The organism is Methanoculleus sp. 10 (assembly GCF_913757945.1).
GTDB lineage: Archaea > Halobacteriota > Methanomicrobia > Methanomicrobiales > Methanoculleaceae > Methanoculleus.
In genome coordinates this window covers 308,318-324,188 of sequence record NZ_CAJYDP010000003.1, presented here as the reverse complement: position 1 = coordinate 324,188, position 15,871 = coordinate 308,318, and the positions used below count along the sequence as shown (strand labels likewise).

General features: G+C 58.0%; 29 protein-coding genes and 1 pseudogene. 19 read left to right on the top strand and 11 right to left on the bottom strand.

Going from position 1 to position 15,871, the window contains the following annotated elements:
- Window positions 1-266: type II toxin-antitoxin system RelE/ParE family toxin (locus tag QZ408_RS05250; RefSeq protein ID WP_292490151.1), on the bottom strand; the 266-nt coding region annotated here is incomplete at its 3' end.
- Entirely contained in the window at window positions 263-493 is a 231-nt protein-coding gene (locus tag QZ408_RS05245; protein WP_014868006.1) for a hypothetical protein, read from the bottom strand. The genes QZ408_RS05250 and QZ408_RS05245, both read right to left, overlap by 4 nt.
- A 176-nt stretch (window positions 494-669) precedes the next feature.
- Here QZ408_RS05245 and QZ408_RS05240 point away from each other — a divergent pair, with 176 nt between their 5' ends.
- Window positions 670-1,125 carry a hypothetical protein gene (locus QZ408_RS05240; protein WP_261597892.1) on the top strand — a complete coding sequence of 152 codons (456 nt, stop codon included), beginning with the start codon at window positions 670-672 and terminating at the stop codon, window positions 1,123-1,125.
- A 55-nt stretch (window positions 1,126-1,180) separates the two neighbouring features.
- Here the strand turns inward: QZ408_RS05240 and QZ408_RS05235 are convergent, their stop codons facing one another.
- Window positions 1,181-1,561 carry a type II toxin-antitoxin system HicA family toxin gene (locus QZ408_RS05235; RefSeq protein ID WP_082070463.1) on the bottom strand — a complete coding sequence of 127 codons (381 nt, stop codon included), beginning with the start codon at window positions 1,559-1,561 and terminating at the stop codon, window positions 1,181-1,183.
- A 105-nt stretch (window positions 1,562-1,666) separates the two neighbouring features.
- Here QZ408_RS05235 and QZ408_RS05230 point away from each other — a divergent pair, with 105 nt between their 5' ends.
- The 5 genes from QZ408_RS05230 (at window position 1,667) to QZ408_RS14855 (ending at window position 4,457) form a co-directional block, all read left to right on the top strand.
- Window positions 1,667-1,996 (top strand): nucleotidyltransferase family protein, encoded by a 330-nt coding sequence (locus QZ408_RS05230; protein WP_261597891.1) that lies wholly within the window; start codon window positions 1,667-1,669, stop codon window positions 1,994-1,996.
- Complete coding sequence (locus QZ408_RS05225) at window positions 1,993-2,331, top strand: DUF86 domain-containing protein (protein ID WP_365995582.1); 339 nt, start codon at window positions 1,993-1,995, stop codon at window positions 2,329-2,331. The genes QZ408_RS05230 and QZ408_RS05225 overlap by 4 nt, the downstream gene beginning before the upstream one ends.
- 128 nt (window positions 2,332-2,459) lie before the next feature.
- Complete coding sequence (locus tag QZ408_RS05220) at window positions 2,460-3,749, top strand: ATP-binding protein (protein WP_292490149.1); 1,290 nt, start codon at window positions 2,460-2,462, stop codon at window positions 3,747-3,749.
- Between the two features lie 82 nt (window positions 3,750-3,831).
- Window positions 3,832-4,086 carry a nucleotidyltransferase domain-containing protein gene (locus QZ408_RS05215; protein ID WP_292490148.1) on the top strand — a complete coding sequence of 85 codons (255 nt, stop codon included), beginning with the start codon at window positions 3,832-3,834 and terminating at the stop codon, window positions 4,084-4,086.
- A 44-nt stretch (window positions 4,087-4,130) separates the two neighbouring features.
- A complete protein-coding gene (locus tag QZ408_RS14855; RefSeq protein WP_365995593.1) occupies window positions 4,131-4,457 on the top strand; it encodes a transposase in 327 nt (108 codons plus the stop codon).
- A gap of 410 nt (window positions 4,458-4,867) precedes the next feature.
- On the opposite strand, the gene QZ408_RS05210 is transcribed toward QZ408_RS14855, so the two are convergent.
- The 3 genes from QZ408_RS05210 to QZ408_RS05200 form a co-directional block, all read right to left on the bottom strand.
- On the bottom strand, window positions 4,868-5,098 hold the full coding sequence (locus QZ408_RS05210) for a hypothetical protein (RefSeq protein WP_292490147.1): 231 nt from the start codon (window positions 5,096-5,098) through the stop codon (window positions 4,868-4,870).
- A 174-nt stretch (window positions 5,099-5,272) separates the two neighbouring features.
- The gene (tnpB, locus tag QZ408_RS05205) at window positions 5,273-6,373 is read right to left on the bottom strand and encodes an IS200/IS605 family element RNA-guided endonuclease TnpB (RefSeq protein WP_292490146.1); all 1,101 of its coding nucleotides are present in this window, start codon (window positions 6,371-6,373) and stop codon (window positions 5,273-5,275) included.
- 188 nt (window positions 6,374-6,561) lie between these two features.
- Entirely contained in the window at window positions 6,562-6,795 is a 234-nt protein-coding gene (locus tag QZ408_RS05200; RefSeq protein WP_292490145.1) for a hypothetical protein, read from the bottom strand.
- 301 nt (window positions 6,796-7,096) lie between these two features.
- Between QZ408_RS05200 and QZ408_RS05195 the strand changes: the two genes are divergently transcribed.
- From QZ408_RS05195 to QZ408_RS05175, 5 genes are all read left to right on the top strand, one after another.
- Window positions 7,097-7,642 (top strand): nucleotidyltransferase domain-containing protein, encoded by a 546-nt coding sequence (locus QZ408_RS05195; RefSeq protein ID WP_292490144.1) that lies wholly within the window; start codon window positions 7,097-7,099, stop codon window positions 7,640-7,642.
- Window positions 7,643-7,795: 153 nt separating this feature from the next.
- Window positions 7,796-8,059, top strand: coding sequence for a hypothetical protein (locus QZ408_RS05190; RefSeq protein WP_292490143.1), 264 nt, complete (start codon window positions 7,796-7,798; stop codon window positions 8,057-8,059).
- Window positions 8,060-8,334: 275 nt separating this feature from the next.
- Window positions 8,335-8,637 carry a nucleotidyltransferase domain-containing protein gene (locus QZ408_RS05185; protein WP_292490164.1) on the top strand — a complete coding sequence of 101 codons (303 nt, stop codon included), beginning with the start codon at window positions 8,335-8,337 and terminating at the stop codon, window positions 8,635-8,637.
- Window positions 8,638-8,778: 141 nt separating this feature from the next.
- Complete coding sequence (locus tag QZ408_RS05180; protein WP_292490142.1) at window positions 8,779-8,940, top strand: hypothetical protein; 162 nt, start codon at window positions 8,779-8,781, stop codon at window positions 8,938-8,940.
- Window positions 8,941-8,976: 36 nt separating this feature from the next.
- The gene (locus QZ408_RS05175) at window positions 8,977-9,516 is read left to right on the top strand and encodes a GNAT family N-acetyltransferase (RefSeq protein WP_292490141.1); all 540 of its coding nucleotides are present in this window, start codon (window positions 8,977-8,979) and stop codon (window positions 9,514-9,516) included.
- 548 nt (window positions 9,517-10,064) lie between these two features.
- Here the strand turns inward: QZ408_RS05175 and QZ408_RS05170 are convergent.
- Together QZ408_RS05170 and QZ408_RS05165 are read right to left on the bottom strand one after the other, a co-directional pair.
- Window positions 10,065-10,397 carry a hypothetical protein gene (locus QZ408_RS05170; protein ID WP_292490140.1) on the bottom strand — a complete coding sequence of 111 codons (333 nt, stop codon included), beginning with the start codon at window positions 10,395-10,397 and terminating at the stop codon, window positions 10,065-10,067.
- Complete coding sequence (locus tag QZ408_RS05165) at window positions 10,394-10,666, bottom strand: hypothetical protein (RefSeq protein ID WP_292490139.1); 273 nt, start codon at window positions 10,664-10,666, stop codon at window positions 10,394-10,396. Before QZ408_RS05165 ends, QZ408_RS05170 begins: the two co-directional genes overlap by 4 nt.
- A gap of 677 nt (window positions 10,667-11,343) precedes the next feature.
- Here QZ408_RS05165 and QZ408_RS14850 point away from each other — a divergent pair.
- Window positions 11,344-11,712, top strand: coding sequence for a type II toxin-antitoxin system RelE/ParE family toxin (locus QZ408_RS14850; RefSeq protein ID WP_365995577.1), 369 nt, complete (start codon window positions 11,344-11,346; stop codon window positions 11,710-11,712).
- Here the strand turns inward: QZ408_RS14850 and QZ408_RS05160 are convergent.
- Window positions 11,637-11,960 (bottom strand): nucleotidyltransferase domain-containing protein, encoded by a 324-nt coding sequence (locus QZ408_RS05160; protein WP_292490138.1) that lies wholly within the window; start codon window positions 11,958-11,960, stop codon window positions 11,637-11,639. The genes QZ408_RS14850 and QZ408_RS05160 overlap by 76 nt on opposite strands.
- Window positions 11,941-12,333 carry a HEPN domain-containing protein gene (locus QZ408_RS05155; RefSeq protein WP_292490137.1) on the bottom strand — a complete coding sequence of 131 codons (393 nt, stop codon included), beginning with the start codon at window positions 12,331-12,333 and terminating at the stop codon, window positions 11,941-11,943. The genes QZ408_RS05160 and QZ408_RS05155 overlap by 20 nt, the downstream gene beginning before the upstream one ends.
- A gap of 353 nt (window positions 12,334-12,686) precedes the next feature.
- Between QZ408_RS05155 and QZ408_RS05150 the strand changes: the two genes are divergently transcribed.
- The 5 genes and pseudogenes from QZ408_RS05150 to QZ408_RS05130 all read left to right on the top strand — a co-directional run.
- Window positions 12,687-13,082 (top strand): HEPN domain-containing protein, encoded by a 396-nt coding sequence (locus QZ408_RS05150; RefSeq protein ID WP_292490128.1) that lies wholly within the window; start codon window positions 12,687-12,689, stop codon window positions 13,080-13,082.
- Window positions 13,025-13,369, top strand: a complete 345-nt coding sequence (locus tag QZ408_RS05145; protein WP_292490136.1) for a nucleotidyltransferase domain-containing protein — start codon at window positions 13,025-13,027, stop codon at window positions 13,367-13,369. The genes QZ408_RS05150 and QZ408_RS05145 overlap by 58 nt, the downstream gene beginning before the upstream one ends.
- Before the next feature lie 247 nt (window positions 13,370-13,616).
- The gene (locus QZ408_RS05140) at window positions 13,617-13,919 is read left to right on the top strand and encodes a nucleotidyltransferase family protein (protein WP_292490135.1); all 303 of its coding nucleotides are present in this window, start codon (window positions 13,617-13,619) and stop codon (window positions 13,917-13,919) included.
- The gene (locus QZ408_RS05135) at window positions 13,916-14,257 is read left to right on the top strand and encodes a HepT-like ribonuclease domain-containing protein (protein ID WP_292490134.1); all 342 of its coding nucleotides are present in this window, start codon (window positions 13,916-13,918) and stop codon (window positions 14,255-14,257) included. The genes QZ408_RS05140 and QZ408_RS05135 overlap by 4 nt, the downstream gene beginning before the upstream one ends.
- 108 nt (window positions 14,258-14,365) lie before the next feature.
- Window positions 14,366-14,449, top strand: a pseudogene (locus QZ408_RS05130) (nucleotidyltransferase domain-containing protein); the annotation flags it as partial.
- Between the two features lie 94 nt (window positions 14,450-14,543).
- Here the strand turns inward: QZ408_RS05130 and QZ408_RS05125 are convergent.
- Window positions 14,544-15,050 (bottom strand): nucleotidyltransferase domain-containing protein, encoded by a 507-nt coding sequence (locus QZ408_RS05125; protein WP_292490133.1) that lies wholly within the window; start codon window positions 15,048-15,050, stop codon window positions 14,544-14,546.
- A 318-nt stretch (window positions 15,051-15,368) separates the two neighbouring features.
- Here QZ408_RS05125 and QZ408_RS05120 point away from each other — a divergent pair, with 318 nt between their 5' ends.
- Window positions 15,369-15,548 (top strand): type II toxin-antitoxin system prevent-host-death family antitoxin, encoded by a 180-nt coding sequence (locus tag QZ408_RS05120; protein ID WP_292490132.1) that lies wholly within the window; start codon window positions 15,369-15,371, stop codon window positions 15,546-15,548.
- Window positions 15,548-15,859 carry a type II toxin-antitoxin system RelE/ParE family toxin gene (locus QZ408_RS14845; protein ID WP_365995572.1) on the top strand — a complete coding sequence of 104 codons (312 nt, stop codon included), beginning with the start codon at window positions 15,548-15,550 and terminating at the stop codon, window positions 15,857-15,859. The genes QZ408_RS05120 and QZ408_RS14845 overlap by 1 nt, the downstream gene beginning before the upstream one ends.
- Window positions 15,860-15,871: the final 12 nt, after the last annotated feature.

The window sequence follows — 15,871 nt, the reverse complement described above, 5'->3', positions numbered from 1 at the left end:
TTCCGATAGACGTTGCTCCGGTTGCCGACATCGATCACGGCAATAACCATCACATTGTCCTCGAACACAAGAATGATCCGGTACTGTCCCACACGAAAAGAATACAACGGACTATTCGGATGTCCTTTCAGTTTTTTGGCGTACAGGCGAGGGTACGGCTCGTCTGCCAGGGCGTCGAGTTCGTCCTTGATTCGTTGGGCATCAAGGTCCGGGAGTTTATTGAGTTTCCGCTCGGCCCCTGGCAGGAGGTGAAGCCGCCAGATCATTTAAGGCCACGTTCCCGAGCATACTCTTCGAAGGGGCGACCCCGACCGGCCCGCATGTCCGCAATGCTTTCTTCGATCTCCTGCAGGGTCTCTTCGGAGAGCGGTTCCGGATCGAAGAACGCGTCCAGGATACGATTGAGTGTCTCGTCATAACTCTCCCGAGGATGCGTTTTCAGGGTATCCAGGCGGGACTTGGTCTCGGGTTGGAGCTGGATCGTCGTTGCCATAACTACCCATAGGTTGCCATAAGATATAACGATTTTGTCAGGGCTCCGTTCAAAATAATGGGCTGAGGATTCCCGCGACTTGAGTCGTGGGAGGAATCGGCCCTCCACATATCCCGATACACGTTCACCTCGCGGGGGTATTCTTTATACCGGGCGAGCGCCAATCGAGACGGCGTATGCAATCGGTGACTGAGTTGCGGTTGTTTGCGTCTCCCGACGAACGACGGCTGCTGTTCGCCACGATGGAGCGGTACAATGCGGCCTGCAACGCCGCCTCGCCGGTTGCCTTTTCTGAGGGGCAGTTCTCTGACCGTGGGCTCCAGGCCAGACGGTATCATCGTATCCGGGGGACCTTCGGGCTCTCGGCACAGATGACCATTCTTGCCCTCCGCAAGGTTGCCGGGAGTTATCGGAGCACCCGGGAGGCGATCAAGGAGCAGAACAAGATGCTCGCCGCTCTCGGCAAACTCTTGAAGTCTCTCACCGAGATCTCGTTCCGGGAGCACGGGGCCATCTGTTACGATGCCCGGGTACTCTCCCTCGGTCGGAACCGGGTAAGCATCTGGACGCTGGACGGCCGGATCAACCTCCGGTGCAGCAGGCGGTCTTCGAATGACAAAAGTCCTGTTTGACGGCTCGGTCTTCCGGCCGTCCGGCCCCATCGATCTCGAAGCAAGAAATACACCATCACAGTACACCTCTCCCCGGAAGAGCCCGACAAGGATCCCGCCTTCGAGATCGCGTCGCTTGCCGTAGACACCCATATCCCCGACCTTGCAGCGGAGCACGACCACTATCTCTACGGATCGCCGAAACGGGTTGCTCACGAGTAATGACAGGTGTTTTGTCGATTCGGCTTGCTGGATCGCACTCCTGAACAGGCACGATAACCTTCATGAAACCGCTAAAACCCTCCATAACCTCCTCGCGGGTGAGGCCTGCCTGCCGGATGATCGCTCGTAATATCCCTCTCCCAAGTTCTTCTCCCTGGTGGACAACGATACCTCTTCCATCAGAGTGCTGCAGAATGATGTGGCTGCCCCTCTGCCGGGTAAAAACCCGTATCATCTACTGGATCAACCGGCGCGATCCAAGGCCAACCCCTAACCGGCAAAACCTCATATCCTGTGATGGCAAAGAACTATCATCGGTAAGTCCCGGAGGTGAACGAGGGTGAAAGAATATCAATCCATCAAGTCGCAAGTTCTGGCCCTCCTTGAGCGTGAGCTTCCTGTCCTCCGGGAGAGATACGGCATTAAAACGATCGGTATCTTCGGCTCCGTGTCGCGTGGAGAGGACACACCGGAATCGGATCTGGACGTCATATACTCATTCCGTCCGGAAATGGACACGTATGACAATCTATTGGATTTAGGGGATTTTCTTGAGGGTCTTTTTCAGAGGAAAGTAGATCTGGTCCCCGAAGAGTGGATGAGTGAGAGGTTCCGTGCGAGTGTGATGACGGAGGCTATTTTCTGTGCACGCGAGCGAGGTACGGCATGACCCGGTTGCGATCGTATCTTACGGATATGTACGAGCAATCTGAAAATATCATGAAGGCGACCGGACGAATGAGTTATGAGGAGTTTCTGGAGGATGCACTATACAACGCGGGTATCATCAGATTTTTTGAGATTATCGGTGAAGCGGCAAAGCATGTTCCGGATGATTTCCGAAACGAACACCCGGAGATTCCCTGGAGAAAGATCTCGGGGCTCCGGGATCGGCTGATCCACGATTATCCCGGCGTGAACTTGAAATACGTCTGGACTCTGGCAACAGTGGAAATACCTGTTCTGCACCGGCAAATCGGAGAGATTCTCGGCGATCTGGAGTAAACGTTACCTTTACCGGTACTTCAGCAGCTTCGTCATGAACTCCTCGCGGGTGAGGCCGGCCGCCACGTTGATCGGGTTATACCCGACAAAAACAAACGTTTTTGTTGGAATATAACCCAACAAAATGTATGCCCTCGGTCCTCGATCTCCTGGTCGCGCTCAACCCCTGGTGGAACGATAAACCCTTCGAAGCCGGCATCAGGCGGGAGAACTACTTTGCGAAGATACAGAAGTACCTCAAGACCAACGAGATCGTCGTCCTGACGGGGGTGCGCCGTTCGGGCAAGACGACGCTCCTCTTTCAGATCATCGACGACCTCATCCGCAACCGCGGGCTCGATCCGCGGTCGATACTCTTCGTCAACTGCGACGAACCGGAGGTGACTCGCCTCGATAACCCGCTTGAGACCCTGCTTGAAACCTACCGGAGAGATGTCTACAGCGGCGATGCAGCGTATATCATCCTCGACGAGATCCAGACGATCGACGGATGGGAGCGGTGGGTGAAGTCACTCTACGACCGCAAACAGTACTCTCTCATCGTGTCCGGTTCGACGTCCTACCTCCTCGACTCAAACCTCGCAACGCTCATCTCCGGGCGATATCTCCCGGTCCATGTCTACCCCCTCGATTTTGCGGAATACGCGGTCTTCTCGGGGGAAGAACTGCCGCACGATCCCGTCGCGCTCGCGGCGGCGAAGTACCGGTTCCTGAACCTGCTCGGCGAGTACCTCAGGGAAGGGGGGTTCCCGCAGGTTGTCCTTTCAGATGATGAGACGATCCGGCGTGATCAACTCAGAGCATACTACGATAGTATCGTCTACCGCGACATCGTGCGGGTCAACGAGGTGCGCAACCAGAAGGCGCTCGGCGATCTGCTCGCATACTGCATGACAAACGTAACCTCCCCCTACTCCTACCGGAACCTCCAGGAGATGCTCGGCATCGATATCGAGACCGTCAAGGAGTACCTCCACTATGCAGAGCAGGCAAAGATCCTCTTCGAGGTTCCCTACTTCAGTTACTCGCTGAAGGTGCAGAGCCGGAACAACAAAAAGATCTACTGCATCGATAACGGCCTCAGGAACGCCGTCTCGTTCCGGTTCTCGAAAGACGAGGGAAGACTCGCCGAAAATCTCGTCTTTGTCGAACTTATGAAACGAGGTCATGAGGTGTACTACTGGAAGAAGAAAGGCGAAGTCGACTTCGTCGTCAAAAACCCGGACCAGTCGCTCTCGGCCATCAACGTCTCCTACACGGACGCTCTCCCCGAGAGGGAAGAGAGAGCGCTGCTTGAGTTTGCGGACCAGTACGGCACGCAAGTGCAGGAGTGTATCCTCCTCACGAAGGATACACAGAGAGTGGCAGGGAGGGTCCGGTATATCCCGCTCTGGAAGTGGCTGCTTTTGCAGCGCTGAGCAGGTGCCGGGTCATGCAGAGATCATGGTATCATTCTCCGGGAAATGAGGTACCTCACCCCGGACAAGGAGAGCAGGCTCTATGGGGATAGGGGGGCGGCACGTCTCCACCATCATCCTGTACGGGTCGTTTTCCCATGGCGACTTCCACGAGGGGAGCGATCTCGACCTGATCATCGTCGGGGACGTTCACGAGCGGTTCCACAAAGCCGGGCGGCGGCCATCCTCGATCTCCCGGGTCGAACCGATCTGCTACACCGAAGAAGAGTTCGCCGAACTGGTCCGGAGTCCCAGCCCGTTCATCCACCCGGCACTGGCCGAAGGTGTCAGGGTGTAGGCACGGATCCCGACGATCTGGCTCTCCCCGGATAGTTCCACGGCATCGGTTGCAATCGACCCGGCAGGGGAACGGAGACTATTCACACAGCAGCCTCCGACCCCGTCGAAGCACATGTAAGAGCGCTGGCCACCTGTCATGACCGGGAGGTGTTGAGAGAGTACAGGAGAGCGAATCCCGACAAACGACTCGTCCTCGACACCTTCAGCTCGCATCATGCCATCGTGGTCGGACAGTATGCCGCCGGCAACGGAATCCGGCTCGTACATCTCCCGCCATACTCACCGGATCGGAGTCCCATCGAGCAGGTCTGGCGGGCGATCAAGCGGGGGAAGTCTCGGCGACGTCCGTCACGGGCTATGAGCACGTGATTGCCACGATTGCACGGGCATTTGAGAAACTGGCGGCGGAAAGAACCTATCGGGAGAAATGGGTGAAGACATTCCTGAGTCCAATATATGCTGCAAAGATGGTGAGCCAGTAGCCATGAAAAGAAAATCAGTATAATCCGTATCTGCTGTGCGCCTGGTTTATTCCCATCACATCATCTATGAGGACCCGCTTGTTTTCGTCATCAATACGATAGAATGCGGTGTGTGTCATCGATACGTGAAGGCGATACGTGTGTTTCTTAGAACCCTTGAGGAGTTTCTTGTTGCACCGCTTAGTTGTCTTTTTCAGATATTCTCCAAGGCATAAAGAGATTACATCTTTCACATGTACCAGGTCTTTTTTCGGTATTTGCGACAGGTATTTGAGCGCTTCCTCACTGAAGATTAGTTTATGCACCTTCGAATACCTCTTCGAAGGAGTAAAACTTAGACTTCTTCTCGATTAGATCTAGATCGGCATCCAGTTTTTCAACATCCCAATTCTCATCGTCGACCATCTGAGATATCACATCATCGTATGTCATGTTCCCCTTCTTCAGCTTCTTCAGTTTCTCCTGGGTCGCACGGCTAACACGGATACTCACCATGTCAGAATTATTTGGACTTGCGCTCTGAGTCATAGATATTGATAATCGTTTCAATGACATTATGTTTCTGCCGGTGACGTGTTTGCCGACATGAACTGTGGACCGTGGTGGCATCTGCGCTGATCGTGAACTACCCCCAGCTTACGCAGGGGGCTTCCTGCTTCATCCCCCTCCCCACCGGGAGCGAGTCCACAGGCTCGACGGCGCTCATCCGGCGCCTGCAAGTGCGAATTGTTTGATATTGATCGCGGCGTTCAGGTCCCGGTCGTGGGTCGTGCCGCAGTCCGGGCACGTCCATTCCCGATCCTTCAGTGTCAGATCGGCTTTCCGGTAGCCGCAGACCGAACAGGTCTTGGAAGACGGCTCGAAGACCCCGATCTTCAGCAGGGTTTTCCCCGCCTCCCGACACTTGTACGCCAGCATCGAAAGGAACGTCCCCCATCCGGCATCACTAATCGATCTCGCGAGAGAGTGGTTCTTCACCATGCCGTCCACGTTCAGGGACTCCACAGCCAGGGCTTGGTTTTCGCGAACCAGTCGAGAAGAGAGCTGGTGCTGGAAGTCCTTTCGTTGATCGGCAATTTTTTGGTGACACCGTGCAACCTTGAGCCGGGCTTTGTTCCGGTTCCGGGAACCCTTCTGCTTGCGGTCGAGTCGTCGCTGTAAGACGGCGAGCCGCGTCTGGGCGTTCCGGAGATACTTCGGGTTCTCCACTTTCTCCCCGGTCGAGAAAACAGCATAGTGTTTCAGCCCCATATCGATCCCGACCGTCTGATCCGGGATCGGATCGGCGGGTTTCAGGGGCTTCCGGCCGTCCTCGACCACGATGCTGATGAAGTACCGGCCGGTCGATCTGCGGATGACGGTTGCGGACTTCGTCGTCCCCACGAAGGTGCGGTGATACTTGACTTTGAGCGTTCCGATCTTCGGGAGTTTCACGGTGCCCTGCTTGAAGTCCAGGGTATACGACTGCGGCACCGTGAACGCCTGTTCGGGGTCGTGCTTCTTTTTGAAGGTCGGTTCTTCGGCGCGACCCTCGAAGAAGTTCGTGAACGCACGGGAGAGATTGTGGATCGATTGCTGCAGGGACTGGGCGTTGACCTCTTTCAGCCACGGCAACTCTTCTTTGAGAGCCGGGAGCTGCTGCATGAGGTCGTACTTTGAGAGACTGAGGCTCTCGTTGTGATATGCCCGGTTCTTGCGGGCGAGCGCCCAGTTGTACACATACCGGCAGCATCCGAGGTGCTTGGCGATCAGGGGTTCCTGATCCTTCGTCGGATAGAGCCGGTACTGGTACCTCCGCAGCATACGATAGGATCATCTGGGACTCTCTCCGGCATAAAGAATACCTGTGTGGTGTGAAAGTGAAGAAGGGGCTCCGCTTTCACCTCCCCCCTTGCGGAGGGAGCCCTCCCGCTCTGCCCCTTCAACCCCGCAGAGGTAGATATTATTCGTCCGTGCCGAAGCAAAAGAGGGTGAGCAGGCGAAGAGATGCATCAGGGAGATCGTCCGGTTGCAAGCGACACAAACGGGGACCCGTGATCGGTCACCCTCTCAAGCATGGTGCAGATGAGGACCTTCTCCACCCGGCGGAGCGAACGAAGATTGATGGTTCCTGCACACCATAGAGAGATGAGGAGGTTCGCAACATTGAGTGCAGAGCCAGTCACGTTGTCGATGAGCTCGCGTTCCGGGTCGCGGTCATTCTCCCCCTGCAGGAGTACGAGCAAAGGATAGACCTTGCTGTGGTGGCGGAGCGGCGTGAAGAGCCGGCCATAGAGTTCAGGGAGCGGGGGGTACGCGATTCGCGACAGGTGCGATCAGAGAGACACCGCGGCGTTGCCGCATAATGCTATTATTCCCATTCTCCAGAGCCCGCCATGAGCTTTCGGCCCATAGATGAGCACAAGACAGAGGTGATCGACCCGATCCTGCGGCAGCCGGAGTGCGGCCGGCGTTCATGCTCCATGAACAATATGTTCACGGATCGAAAACAACATCTCCCCCCACCACAAACAACCTCTCTGGATCATGCTCTCAGAGATCTTCAAGACGGAAGAACGCATCCGCATCCTCCGCCACATCAGCCTCAGGCAATCGGCCACGGTCGGAACAGTCGCCCTCGCCACCGGCGTCTCCAAAGGGCTTGTCTCCGGCTACCTCAATATGCTCGCCAGGGAGGGGCTGCTCAGACCGGAGAACCGGGCATTTCATAGGGATGATACGCCCCTGTGGCCGGCTATCAAGCGCCTCCTCAACCTCGATCTTCTCAAAGACACGATCGTTCTACCGGAATGGGCGCGGGGAGTCGGGATCTACGGGTCCTGGGCCGGCGGCACCAACACCACGGAGAGCGACCTCGACCTCTGGGTCCTCGTCGATACCGCGAGCTCCGACACCGAGATCCGGGCGGCGGAGCTTGAACAGACCCTCGCAATGCATACCCGGTGCGAAGTCAACACCCTCATCCTCACCCCCGATAGAGTACGACATCTTCGAGAACACGACCGGCCGTTCTATACGGCCTTGACGACAGGACACGTAACCATGGAGGGTGTTGACTTTGCGACCGCTTGACGACTGCTTTGCCGGCGGGAAACTCCGGACCGTGGAGCCCTCATACGAGAAGGCATGCCAGTCGATCGCCCTCGCCCGTGCCTACCTTGACGAGGCACGGCAGTCCGGGGCCATCGGCACCACCCGGCTGGCGATGAATGGTCTCTACTTCGCATGGTTTCACGCCGGCCGATCCGTTCTTTTGCGGACGGCATCCGGGAGAAGAGCCACTACTGCCTCGAACAGTATCTCGGCACATACGTCTCCGCAGGGAAACTCGACGCCCGATGGCTATCGCTCTTCTCAAGGATGCGAAAGAGGCGTGAGGACAGCCAGTACTCGTTCAGTCCCGCGCCTCTCCCCGACGAGATCGAGAGTGTTCTTGACCTGACGGAGCAGTTCATTGACCGGATGGAGAGGCTTGTATCAGAACGATAGCAAAGGATCAGATTGCAGTGCAAAGACCCCGGAATCTCTGCATTATGGACTGACGAGAGAGGTCGGTGCGTTTGAGTCATCGGTCCCGGCAGGAGAGAAGGCACTCGACAGCGCCTGCATCATGACCACGCTCGCCGGACAGCATCGTGGGGAACCTGACGCCGCCCTACGCCAGGGAGGACACCGGGGAATGCATCGAGTACGCGGACTCGATCTGCACTGCCGCGAGGCGAACGCTCTTTGGGTGATCGAGCAGGTCCGGGACCTTGCCCGGGGTGCGCCGGCACGTCTCCGCCGTCATCCTGTACGGGTCGTTTTCCCGCGGCGACTTCCACGAGGGGAGCGATGTCGACCTGATCGTCGCCGGGGACGTTCGCGAGCGGTTCCACAAAGCCGGGCGGCAGCCATCCTCGAGCTCCCGGTCGAGCCGCTCTGCTACACCGGGGAAGAGTTCACCGAACTGGTCCGGAGTCCCAACCCGTTCATCCACCAGGCACTGGCCGAAGGCGTCCGGGTGTAGGTGGGAACGAAGCCGCGACCCAGGGTGCTCGTGGCCGAAGGGGTTCCCCGGGCGATGACGAAACTCTCCGTCTTTCTCTCCGGGGAGCCCGACCTCTATACCGCGAGGGATGTCAGGGCCGAGCGCGGTACTAACGTATATCTACACGGAAGTCGAAAGTACGCCTTACCACGCCAAAACCTGCGGGGATGATGATGACATGGCCCAAAAGATCGAGTTAGGCCTCTACCTGGAAGGCGACGACGCCCGCCGCTTTGAGAAGTACATGGCGGACCCCGACCGGTACGACACCCCGGAAGGGCGGGAGATGACCCGGTGGGTACGTGCTCACGGAGAGGAACTGGTAAAATCCATCCGTTGACACCTCTCCGCTACGGCCTATTTTAACGCGATTGAGATGCCCTCCAGGAACCTCCCGGCAACCCCGGACGCCAGATTACCAAAGATACCACTATTGGACATATCTTTCGAGCACCTCGCCCCGGATCATGACCTCCTGCCTTTTTCCTGCAGGCAACAGGAACTGAACGACTACCTGACCGCCGACGCGCTGAAGGATGCTCATGTCGCTGTTACCTATCTCGCCTTGTACGATGGGAAGTGTGTAGGATATTTTTCACTCCTAAACGACAGCATCATCAAGAAGGATATCGATCCTGAGGACGACAAAGACTGGTATGCCCACTCCTACTATCCTGCGATCAAGATCGCCCGGTTTGCTACACACCAGGATTACGAAGGAAGAGACATTGGGCGAGCCATGTTAACCGCGATACGGTCGATAGCGACGGAAGTGGCGAAACACTCCGGGTGTTGCGTTCTCACCGTCGATGCCAAACCCGATGCCGAACCTTTTTATGAACGATTCGGATTTCACAGGACCTTGAAAACCAAAAAGAAGAACACGATACCGATGTATCGTTGCAACATATTCTAAGCTCCCGGGTAGAATTTGCGTCACGAGGGTTCTACGGCATAAAGAGACCTTATCTTCCCATCTATTCCGGGTCAGGAGTTACCCTCACTACAAGGGTGACTGTTCCCCCACTGAAGTGGGGGCCTTCTGCCTGCTTTCTTCGTAAGTCCCGTAGTACCCCGAAGAACCCAGGAAACTTGCCCCTGCTGGAGACAGCAACAACTTCGATGAGGTGATGCTGTCCGACAACCTTCGCCGGCAAAAGAGAGACTCGTCGGGCAAAGAGTGCCTGCAGACCGTATGTCCGGCCATGCCGGCATGACCGGTATCGAAGCGGACGTCAGGGAGAGCGCCCGGACGCTCGCCGAAAACCTCGACGAACTCCGCACCGGGAGACCACAGCGATGATGAAACTTTCCGGGCAGTCGCTCTCCGTCTCTCTCTGAGGAGCCGGACCCCTATACCGCTAGGGATGTCACCCTGAAGGGGTCCTGACGTCACCCCGTCGGGTGACATGGCCCGCCCTCCGGCGATCGGCCCATCCCGGCAGATTTGCCGGGAGGTAACACTCAGTACCCGAACCGGCGATCATAGTTGGTGTGGTCCAGCCACTCGATGATGACCGCGTTTATATCGCCGTCGCGGACTACGGTATACATGAGCCGCCACGATCGGGTGAGATTATACTTCCAGAGATTCTTCAGCGGTCCGCATTTCTTGTGGTAGTCTTTCGGAATCAACTTCTTCGGCACCTGGATCCCGCAGAAGGCATCTGCCGCGATTCTGTCGAGAGCCTGATCCAGCAGCCCGGCTAACCGACGGTCCCCGGGATCCTGGGAGGCCTGAAGAGCCAGGAAGGCCTCCCGCACCTGCTCGTCTGCAAAATAGATTCGGCACTTCATCGGATCCGCAGGTCTTCGCGCATTGCATACTTCCGGACGAGGTCCGGGTTGTGAATCCAGCAGATTGTCCCCCGCGAATCGCTTGCTATCTTCCCCGACTCCAGAAGATACTCGATGATCGTCTTGAACGTCTGGTACATCATTTTCTTTGGCAGGTTCTCCCACAAGGCCCGCCGTTTGTATTCGCCGCTGTGCTCCTGAATGAACTCTTCGACCATCCGGATCGTGTCGAGCTGGGGGCTGTGTGTGCTCGGGTTACACGCTGGCATGAGTGATTTTTAGTTGTATAAGTAAATATAACTATAAGATACAGGCGTCCGGGGTCTTCCCGCTCCGCCCTCTTCACCCCTGCACGATAACCGCCCTGGTGGACGAAGGCCTCCGGCTTGCCGGGAGGTTATCCCCCGATGACCTCACCCGCCCGGTGTGTACTGAGCATGTAACCGGGACCCCGAACCGCCGCCCCCCTCCTCGCCGGTCCGCTGGCACGTAACCCGGCCGGTCGCCAGGGTAGGACTGTGCAACCGGGGAACCGATCCGGGTGTCAATGCAAAGCTCGCCGCCCTGTTCAGGATCTGATCCGGGCGAAGAGCGCGCAAGAGACGCACCAACCGATCATCCGGCTGCGGTCGGTACAGACCGGGGCCCACATGATCCTCTCTCAAGGTCCCGGAGAGCTCCCGGCTGCGGATGAGAACCCTCCCCACCCGGCGGAGCGAACGAAGATTGATAGTTCCTGCACACCATAGAGAGGTGAGGAGGTTCGCAACATTGAGTGCAGAGCCAGTCACGTTGTCGATGAGCTCGCGTTCCGGGTCGCGGTCATTCTCCCCCTGCAGGAGTACGAGCAACTGCAGGAAGACTTCCACGACCTTGCTGTGGTGGCGGAGCGGCGCGAAGAGCCGGCCATAAGATTTGAGGAATTCAAAAAGCGGCACGGACGGTAATGTCTGGCTACGCGATCCGGGTCAAAGCAAGCGTCGAGAGAGATATCTCGGCATTGCCGCGCGATGTACTTCCACGGATCTTCCAGAGTATAGAGGCTTTATCCGAGACGCCTCTGCCGTTTGGCGTGCGCAAGTTAAGCGGGGCAGAGCATCTCTTCCGGATCCGCGTGGGAGACTACCGGATCGTATACGCCGTGGACCACGCAGTGCAGGAGGTCATAATTCTCTACGTCCGGGCCGCAACGTATGTCGTGGGTTGTGACCTCGGGCGAGCTGCCCCGGTCCTCCCGCTTCACCGGGAGAAGAGCAGGGTTCCCGTCTCCATCGCCCGGCGGGCGAGGGGGTTTGCAAGTTCACCCACCGAGTAGGGGAAGAGATCGACGCCGATCCCGATACCGGAGAAGTAAGTGAGATACGCGGGGATACGCTCAAGGAAAGGACGCTCGTCGTGTGTAAGGACGATCATGACATCAAGATCGCTCCCGGGAACGGCCCTTCCTTCGGCAAACGATCCAAAGAGGATGACACGGAGGACGTTCGGGTCATCTGCCAGTCTCTCCACCACCGCTCGCAGCCGTTCGCGGACCAGATCCGTATCAAGCCAGAAGACCGTCACAGAACCGAATGATTCTTTCCGCACCGTTGATTGCATCGTCTGCATCCTCCCGGGTGAAGTAGTCGGCCGGCTTCCCCCGGGAAAACCCGTTTGGGTAGCGTGCCGGGATATAGTTGCGATCGAGACTGCGTGCAACTGAAAAGAGGTCGGCAGGGACCTCCCGGCCGGCCGCCTGGAGACCCTCGAGGAGATCGCGGACGGAGTGACCCCATGCAACCGCCCCATGCTTCTGGTAAACCGCCTTTATCGCTTTTTCAGCGGCCTGCTGGGAGATGAAAGAGGCCCACTCAAAGAACCCGGCATCCCGGGCCAGCCCGGCCATGGCGAGGCCCCGCCAGGCCAGTTCCATCCAGTCCGCACTCCGCTCGGGCATATCGTAAGGGGTTATAGAGGCGCAGTTATATGAATGTAGGGTTGCGTGCCGGGCCGAGCGGTTCGGACCCACCCCGTGAGGGGCTATCTCCAGGTCGCCGGCGGGTGACGCCCGGGGGATCTGCCCTGTCGCTTCCCTGAGCGCGATGGCATCGCTGATATCCTCAAAGCGGAAGGAGACCCCAATACATAGACGACCTCACCGGCGATGGCATCCGTGGCCTCAGGGTATCGGCGATGACGAGGTCCGGCCCCCGGGAGGCCGGAAGTTGACCGGGAGAAGAACCGCGGCGCACTTATATCTTCGGAGCGACAACTCATGGTAACCGTCGGGCAGAGACCATGGATGCGAATATGCGAGAAGCGGAGCGGTGGCTGCGGCAGGGGGAGCGAGATCTTGTCAGCGCGCGAAACAGCTGCCGGTCGGGCGACTTTGAATGGGCCTGCTTTCAGGCGCAGCAGAGCGCGGAGAAAGCCCTGAAAGCCTTGCTGTACGCCAGGGGATTCCGGAGGATCCTGACGCACTCGGTCTACGAACTGATAAGAGAGGTCGGTGCATTCGAGCCCTCGTTCCAGGAGCTGAAGGCCGGAGCGAAGGTACTCGATAGCGCCTACATCATGGCACGTTATCCAGATAGCATCGTGGGAAACCTGACACCATCGGAGTATTACGATAAGGAGGATGCCGGGGAATGCATCGAGCACGCGGACTCGATCTGCACTGCCGCGAGGCGAGCGCTCTTTCGGTGATCGAGCAGGTCCGGGACCTTGTCCGGGAGATCCGGGCACGCCGGCGCATCTCCGCCGTCATCCTGCACGGGTCGTTTTCCCGCGGCGACTTCCATGAGGGGAGCGATGTCGACCTGATCGTCGTCGGGGACTTTCGCGAGCGGTTCCACAAGCGGGCGGCAGCCATCCTCGATCTCACCGAGCTCCCGGTCGAACCGATCTGCTACACCGACGAAGAGTTCACCGAACTGGTCCGGAGCGGCAACCCGTTCATCCTCCAGGCACTGGCCGAAGGCGTCCGGGTGTGAACGATCCCGTCCGTAAGGGTGGGCAGCTCACGAAAAATAACTCGCTGTGCTAATCATTCATCAGTCTTGCCGTGAACTCCTCGCGGGTGAGGCCGGACCCCGGATCGGATCATCGCCGGTCTTAATGGGAACGACCACACTTGCGAGAATCTTCGCGAAGAGCAGGGTGGTCGCGACGGGCAACCCGAACCAGAATTGCATGGCAAGTTTCAAGGGGGTTGTCCTCCATACTCCTGAATGAGAGGGCATGACAGACGGGGCAGGGATCTTAGAGCGGGTCATGACCGAGCGGGACCGGATCTGCGAGATCGCCGCACGCCATGGCGCACACAACGTCCGTATCTTCGGTTCCGTGGCGCGTGGGGAGGCAGAAGCGGAGAGCGACCTCGATCTCTTGATCGACCTCGAACCGGATCGGAGCCTCCTCGACCTCGTTGCCCTGAAATCGGAACTGGAGACACTGCTCGGGATCCCCGTCGATGTTGCCGAGCCCCTAACCCTGCACTGGTATATCAGGGACCGGGTGATGGCAGAGGCGGTGCAGCTGTGAAGGACGCCATGCTCTACCTGATTCACATCAGGGAGTGCACCGACCGAATTGCGAGGTATACTCAGGGCGGGAAGGAAGCGTTTCTTGCTGACGAGATGATACAGGATGCTGTCCTCCGAAACCTCCAGACTCTCGCCGAGTCCACGCAACGCCTTGATGAAGGCCTGAAGGTAAACCATCCGGAGATCGACTGGCGGGGCATCTCTGGATTTCGGAATATCCTCGTGCACCAGTACCTCAGCGTCAATCCCCTGCGGGTCTGGAATGTCATCGAACAATATCTTCCCCTCCTTGCGGGGACAGTCGCCCGGATGCTGGAAGAGATCGGAGATGAATAAGCCTTCACCGACGACGAGAGGGATGCCGGGGAATGCATCGAGTACGCGGACTCGATCTGCGGTGCCGTGAGGCGAACGCTCTTTGGGTGATCGAGCAGGTCCGGGACCTTGCCCGGGGCGCGCCAGCACGTCTCCACCATCATCCTGTACGGGTCGTTTTCCCGCGGCGACTTCCATGAGGGGAGCGATGTCGACCTGATCATCGTCGGGGACGTTCGCGAGCGGTTCCACAAAGCCGGGCGGCAGCCATCCTCGATCTCACCGATCTCCCGGTCGAGCCGCTCTGCTACACCGAGGAAGAGTTCGCCGAACTGGTCCGGAGCCCCAACCAGTTCATCCACCAGGCACTGGCCAAAGGCGTCCGGGTGTAGGTGGGAACGAAGCCGCGACCCAGAGGAGGCGTGCGGCTTCGAGACGCTGGCGTGACTTGATCAGAAGTGCTGCCAGAACCTGTTGAGACTGATCGCTCATCCCTAAACCGCCACGGCATCACGAAAAACATGCCTGATGAAAGGGTACTCCCGGTGCGCTTGCATACATCCGCCCGGGAGAGGACCTTGACCGAGAGCCGCTCACCCGAGAGCATCAGCAGATCGAAAGCAAGTCCGGTGAGGTATTCGCGAAGACGAAAGTCCTCTTCAGACGTGATCACAAGGATATCGATATCGGAGTCCGGCCGATCGTCTCCCCGTGCCACGGAACCGAAGAGCAGGATCTCCTCTATTGCGTCGCCGCACGCCGCACGCGCCTTTGCCGCGAATTCATGGACGATCGGCCGCCTGACCGGGAGCATACAGCGAATACTTGTGAACGCACGGTCATAATGATTGCTGATCGAACCGTCCCCGGAGAAGAAGCAGACCCTGTGCCCCTCGTGAATCAGGGGGCCGTGCGCCGCAGGAAATCGTCCACGAACTCCTTAAACGCCAGATAGAGGGGTTGATGGAGACGATGCCATCGCGGATATCGTCAAGAGGGACCCCGGCATAGATGACCTCGCCGGGGCGGCATCCTGAATCCATGTTAGGGTTGAGGACCCTCCCCACCCGGCGGAGCGAACGAAGATTGATAGTTCCTGCACTCCATATGGAGGTGAGGAGGTTCGCAGCAAATGAGTACAGCAGGAGAACAGTACGTTGTCGATGAGCACGGGAACCGGGTCGCGGTGATCCTCCCCCTGCAGGAGTACGAACAACTGCAGGAAGATCTTCACGACCTTGCTGTTGTAGCGGAGCGGCGCGAAGAACCGGCCATAGGGTTTGAGGAATTCAAAAAGCGGTACGGGCGCTAATGGCTGGATACGTGATCCAGGTCAAGGCAAGCGTCGAGAGAGATATCGCGGCATTGCCGCGCGATGTAATTCCACGCATTCTTCAGAGCATAGAGACTCTGTCTGAGGCGCCTCTGCCGTTTGGCGTGCGCAAGTTAAGCGGGGCAGAGCATCTCTACCGGATCCGCGTGGGAGACTACCGGATCGTGTATGCCGTGAACCATGCCGAGCAGGAGGTCATCATCCTCCACGTTCGTGTCGTAGTGCATACCGCGGGTTGTGAGAACGGGGATCGAGCCCCCTTGCCCCGGTCCTCTCGCTTCACGAGTTGACGGATTGCGGTC

Bases quoted from the DNA above. Each gene is read 5' to 3' on its own strand.
- QZ408_RS05180 (WP_292490142.1), top strand. From the start codon at position 8,779: ATGGCCCAAAAGATCGAGTTAGGCCTCTACCTGGAAGGCGACGACGCC.
- QZ408_RS05245 (WP_014868006.1), bottom strand. From the start codon at position 493: ATGGCAACGACGATCCAGCTCCAACCCGAGACCAAGTCCCGCCTGGAT.
- QZ408_RS05235 (WP_082070463.1), bottom strand. From the start codon at position 1,561: ATGATACGGGTTTTTACCCGGCAGAGGGGCAGCCACATCATTCTGCAG.
- QZ408_RS05120 (WP_292490132.1), top strand. From the start codon at position 15,369: ATGAGTACAGCAGGAGAACAGTACGTTGTCGATGAGCACGGGAACCGG.
- QZ408_RS05215 (WP_292490148.1), top strand. From the start codon at position 3,832: ATGGGGATAGGGGGGCGGCACGTCTCCACCATCATCCTGTACGGGTCG.
- QZ408_RS14845 (WP_365995572.1), top strand. From the start codon at position 15,548: ATGGCTGGATACGTGATCCAGGTCAAGGCAAGCGTCGAGAGAGATATC.
- tnpB (WP_292490146.1), bottom strand. From the start codon at position 6,373: ATGCTGCGGAGGTACCAGTACCGGCTCTATCCGACGAAGGATCAGGAA.
- QZ408_RS05165 (WP_292490139.1), bottom strand. From the start codon at position 10,666: ATGCCAGCGTGTAACCCGAGCACACACAGCCCCCAGCTCGACACGATC.
- QZ408_RS05220 (WP_292490149.1), top strand. From the start codon at position 2,460: ATGCCCTCGGTCCTCGATCTCCTGGTCGCGCTCAACCCCTGGTGGAAC.
- QZ408_RS05150 (WP_292490128.1), top strand. From the start codon at position 12,687: ATGCGAGAAGCGGAGCGGTGGCTGCGGCAGGGGGAGCGAGATCTTGTC.
- QZ408_RS05155 (WP_292490137.1), bottom strand. From the start codon at position 12,333: ATGCCCGAGCGGAGTGCGGACTGGATGGAACTGGCCTGGCGGGGCCTC.
- QZ408_RS05145 (WP_292490136.1), top strand. From the start codon at position 13,025: ATGCATCGAGCACGCGGACTCGATCTGCACTGCCGCGAGGCGAGCGCT.
- QZ408_RS14850 (WP_365995577.1), top strand. From the start codon at position 11,344: ATGTCTGGCTACGCGATCCGGGTCAAAGCAAGCGTCGAGAGAGATATC.
- QZ408_RS05125 (WP_292490133.1), bottom strand. From the start codon at position 15,050: ATGCTCCCGGTCAGGCGGCCGATCGTCCATGAATTCGCGGCAAAGGCG.
- QZ408_RS05195 (WP_292490144.1), top strand. From the start codon at position 7,097: ATGCTCTCAGAGATCTTCAAGACGGAAGAACGCATCCGCATCCTCCGC.
- QZ408_RS05170 (WP_292490140.1), bottom strand. From the start codon at position 10,397: ATGAAGTGCCGAATCTATTTTGCAGACGAGCAGGTGCGGGAGGCCTTC.
- QZ408_RS05175 (WP_292490141.1), top strand. From the start codon at position 8,977: ATGCCCTCCAGGAACCTCCCGGCAACCCCGGACGCCAGATTACCAAAG.
- QZ408_RS05140 (WP_292490135.1), top strand. From the start codon at position 13,617: ATGACAGACGGGGCAGGGATCTTAGAGCGGGTCATGACCGAGCGGGAC.
- QZ408_RS05225 (WP_365995582.1), top strand. From the start codon at position 1,993: ATGACCCGGTTGCGATCGTATCTTACGGATATGTACGAGCAATCTGAA.
- QZ408_RS05210 (WP_292490147.1), bottom strand. From the start codon at position 5,098: ATGACTCAGAGCGCAAGTCCAAATAATTCTGACATGGTGAGTATCCGT.
- QZ408_RS05190 (WP_292490143.1), top strand. From the start codon at position 7,796: ATGGTTTCACGCCGGCCGATCCGTTCTTTTGCGGACGGCATCCGGGAG.
- QZ408_RS05240 (WP_261597892.1), top strand. From the start codon at position 670: ATGCAATCGGTGACTGAGTTGCGGTTGTTTGCGTCTCCCGACGAACGA.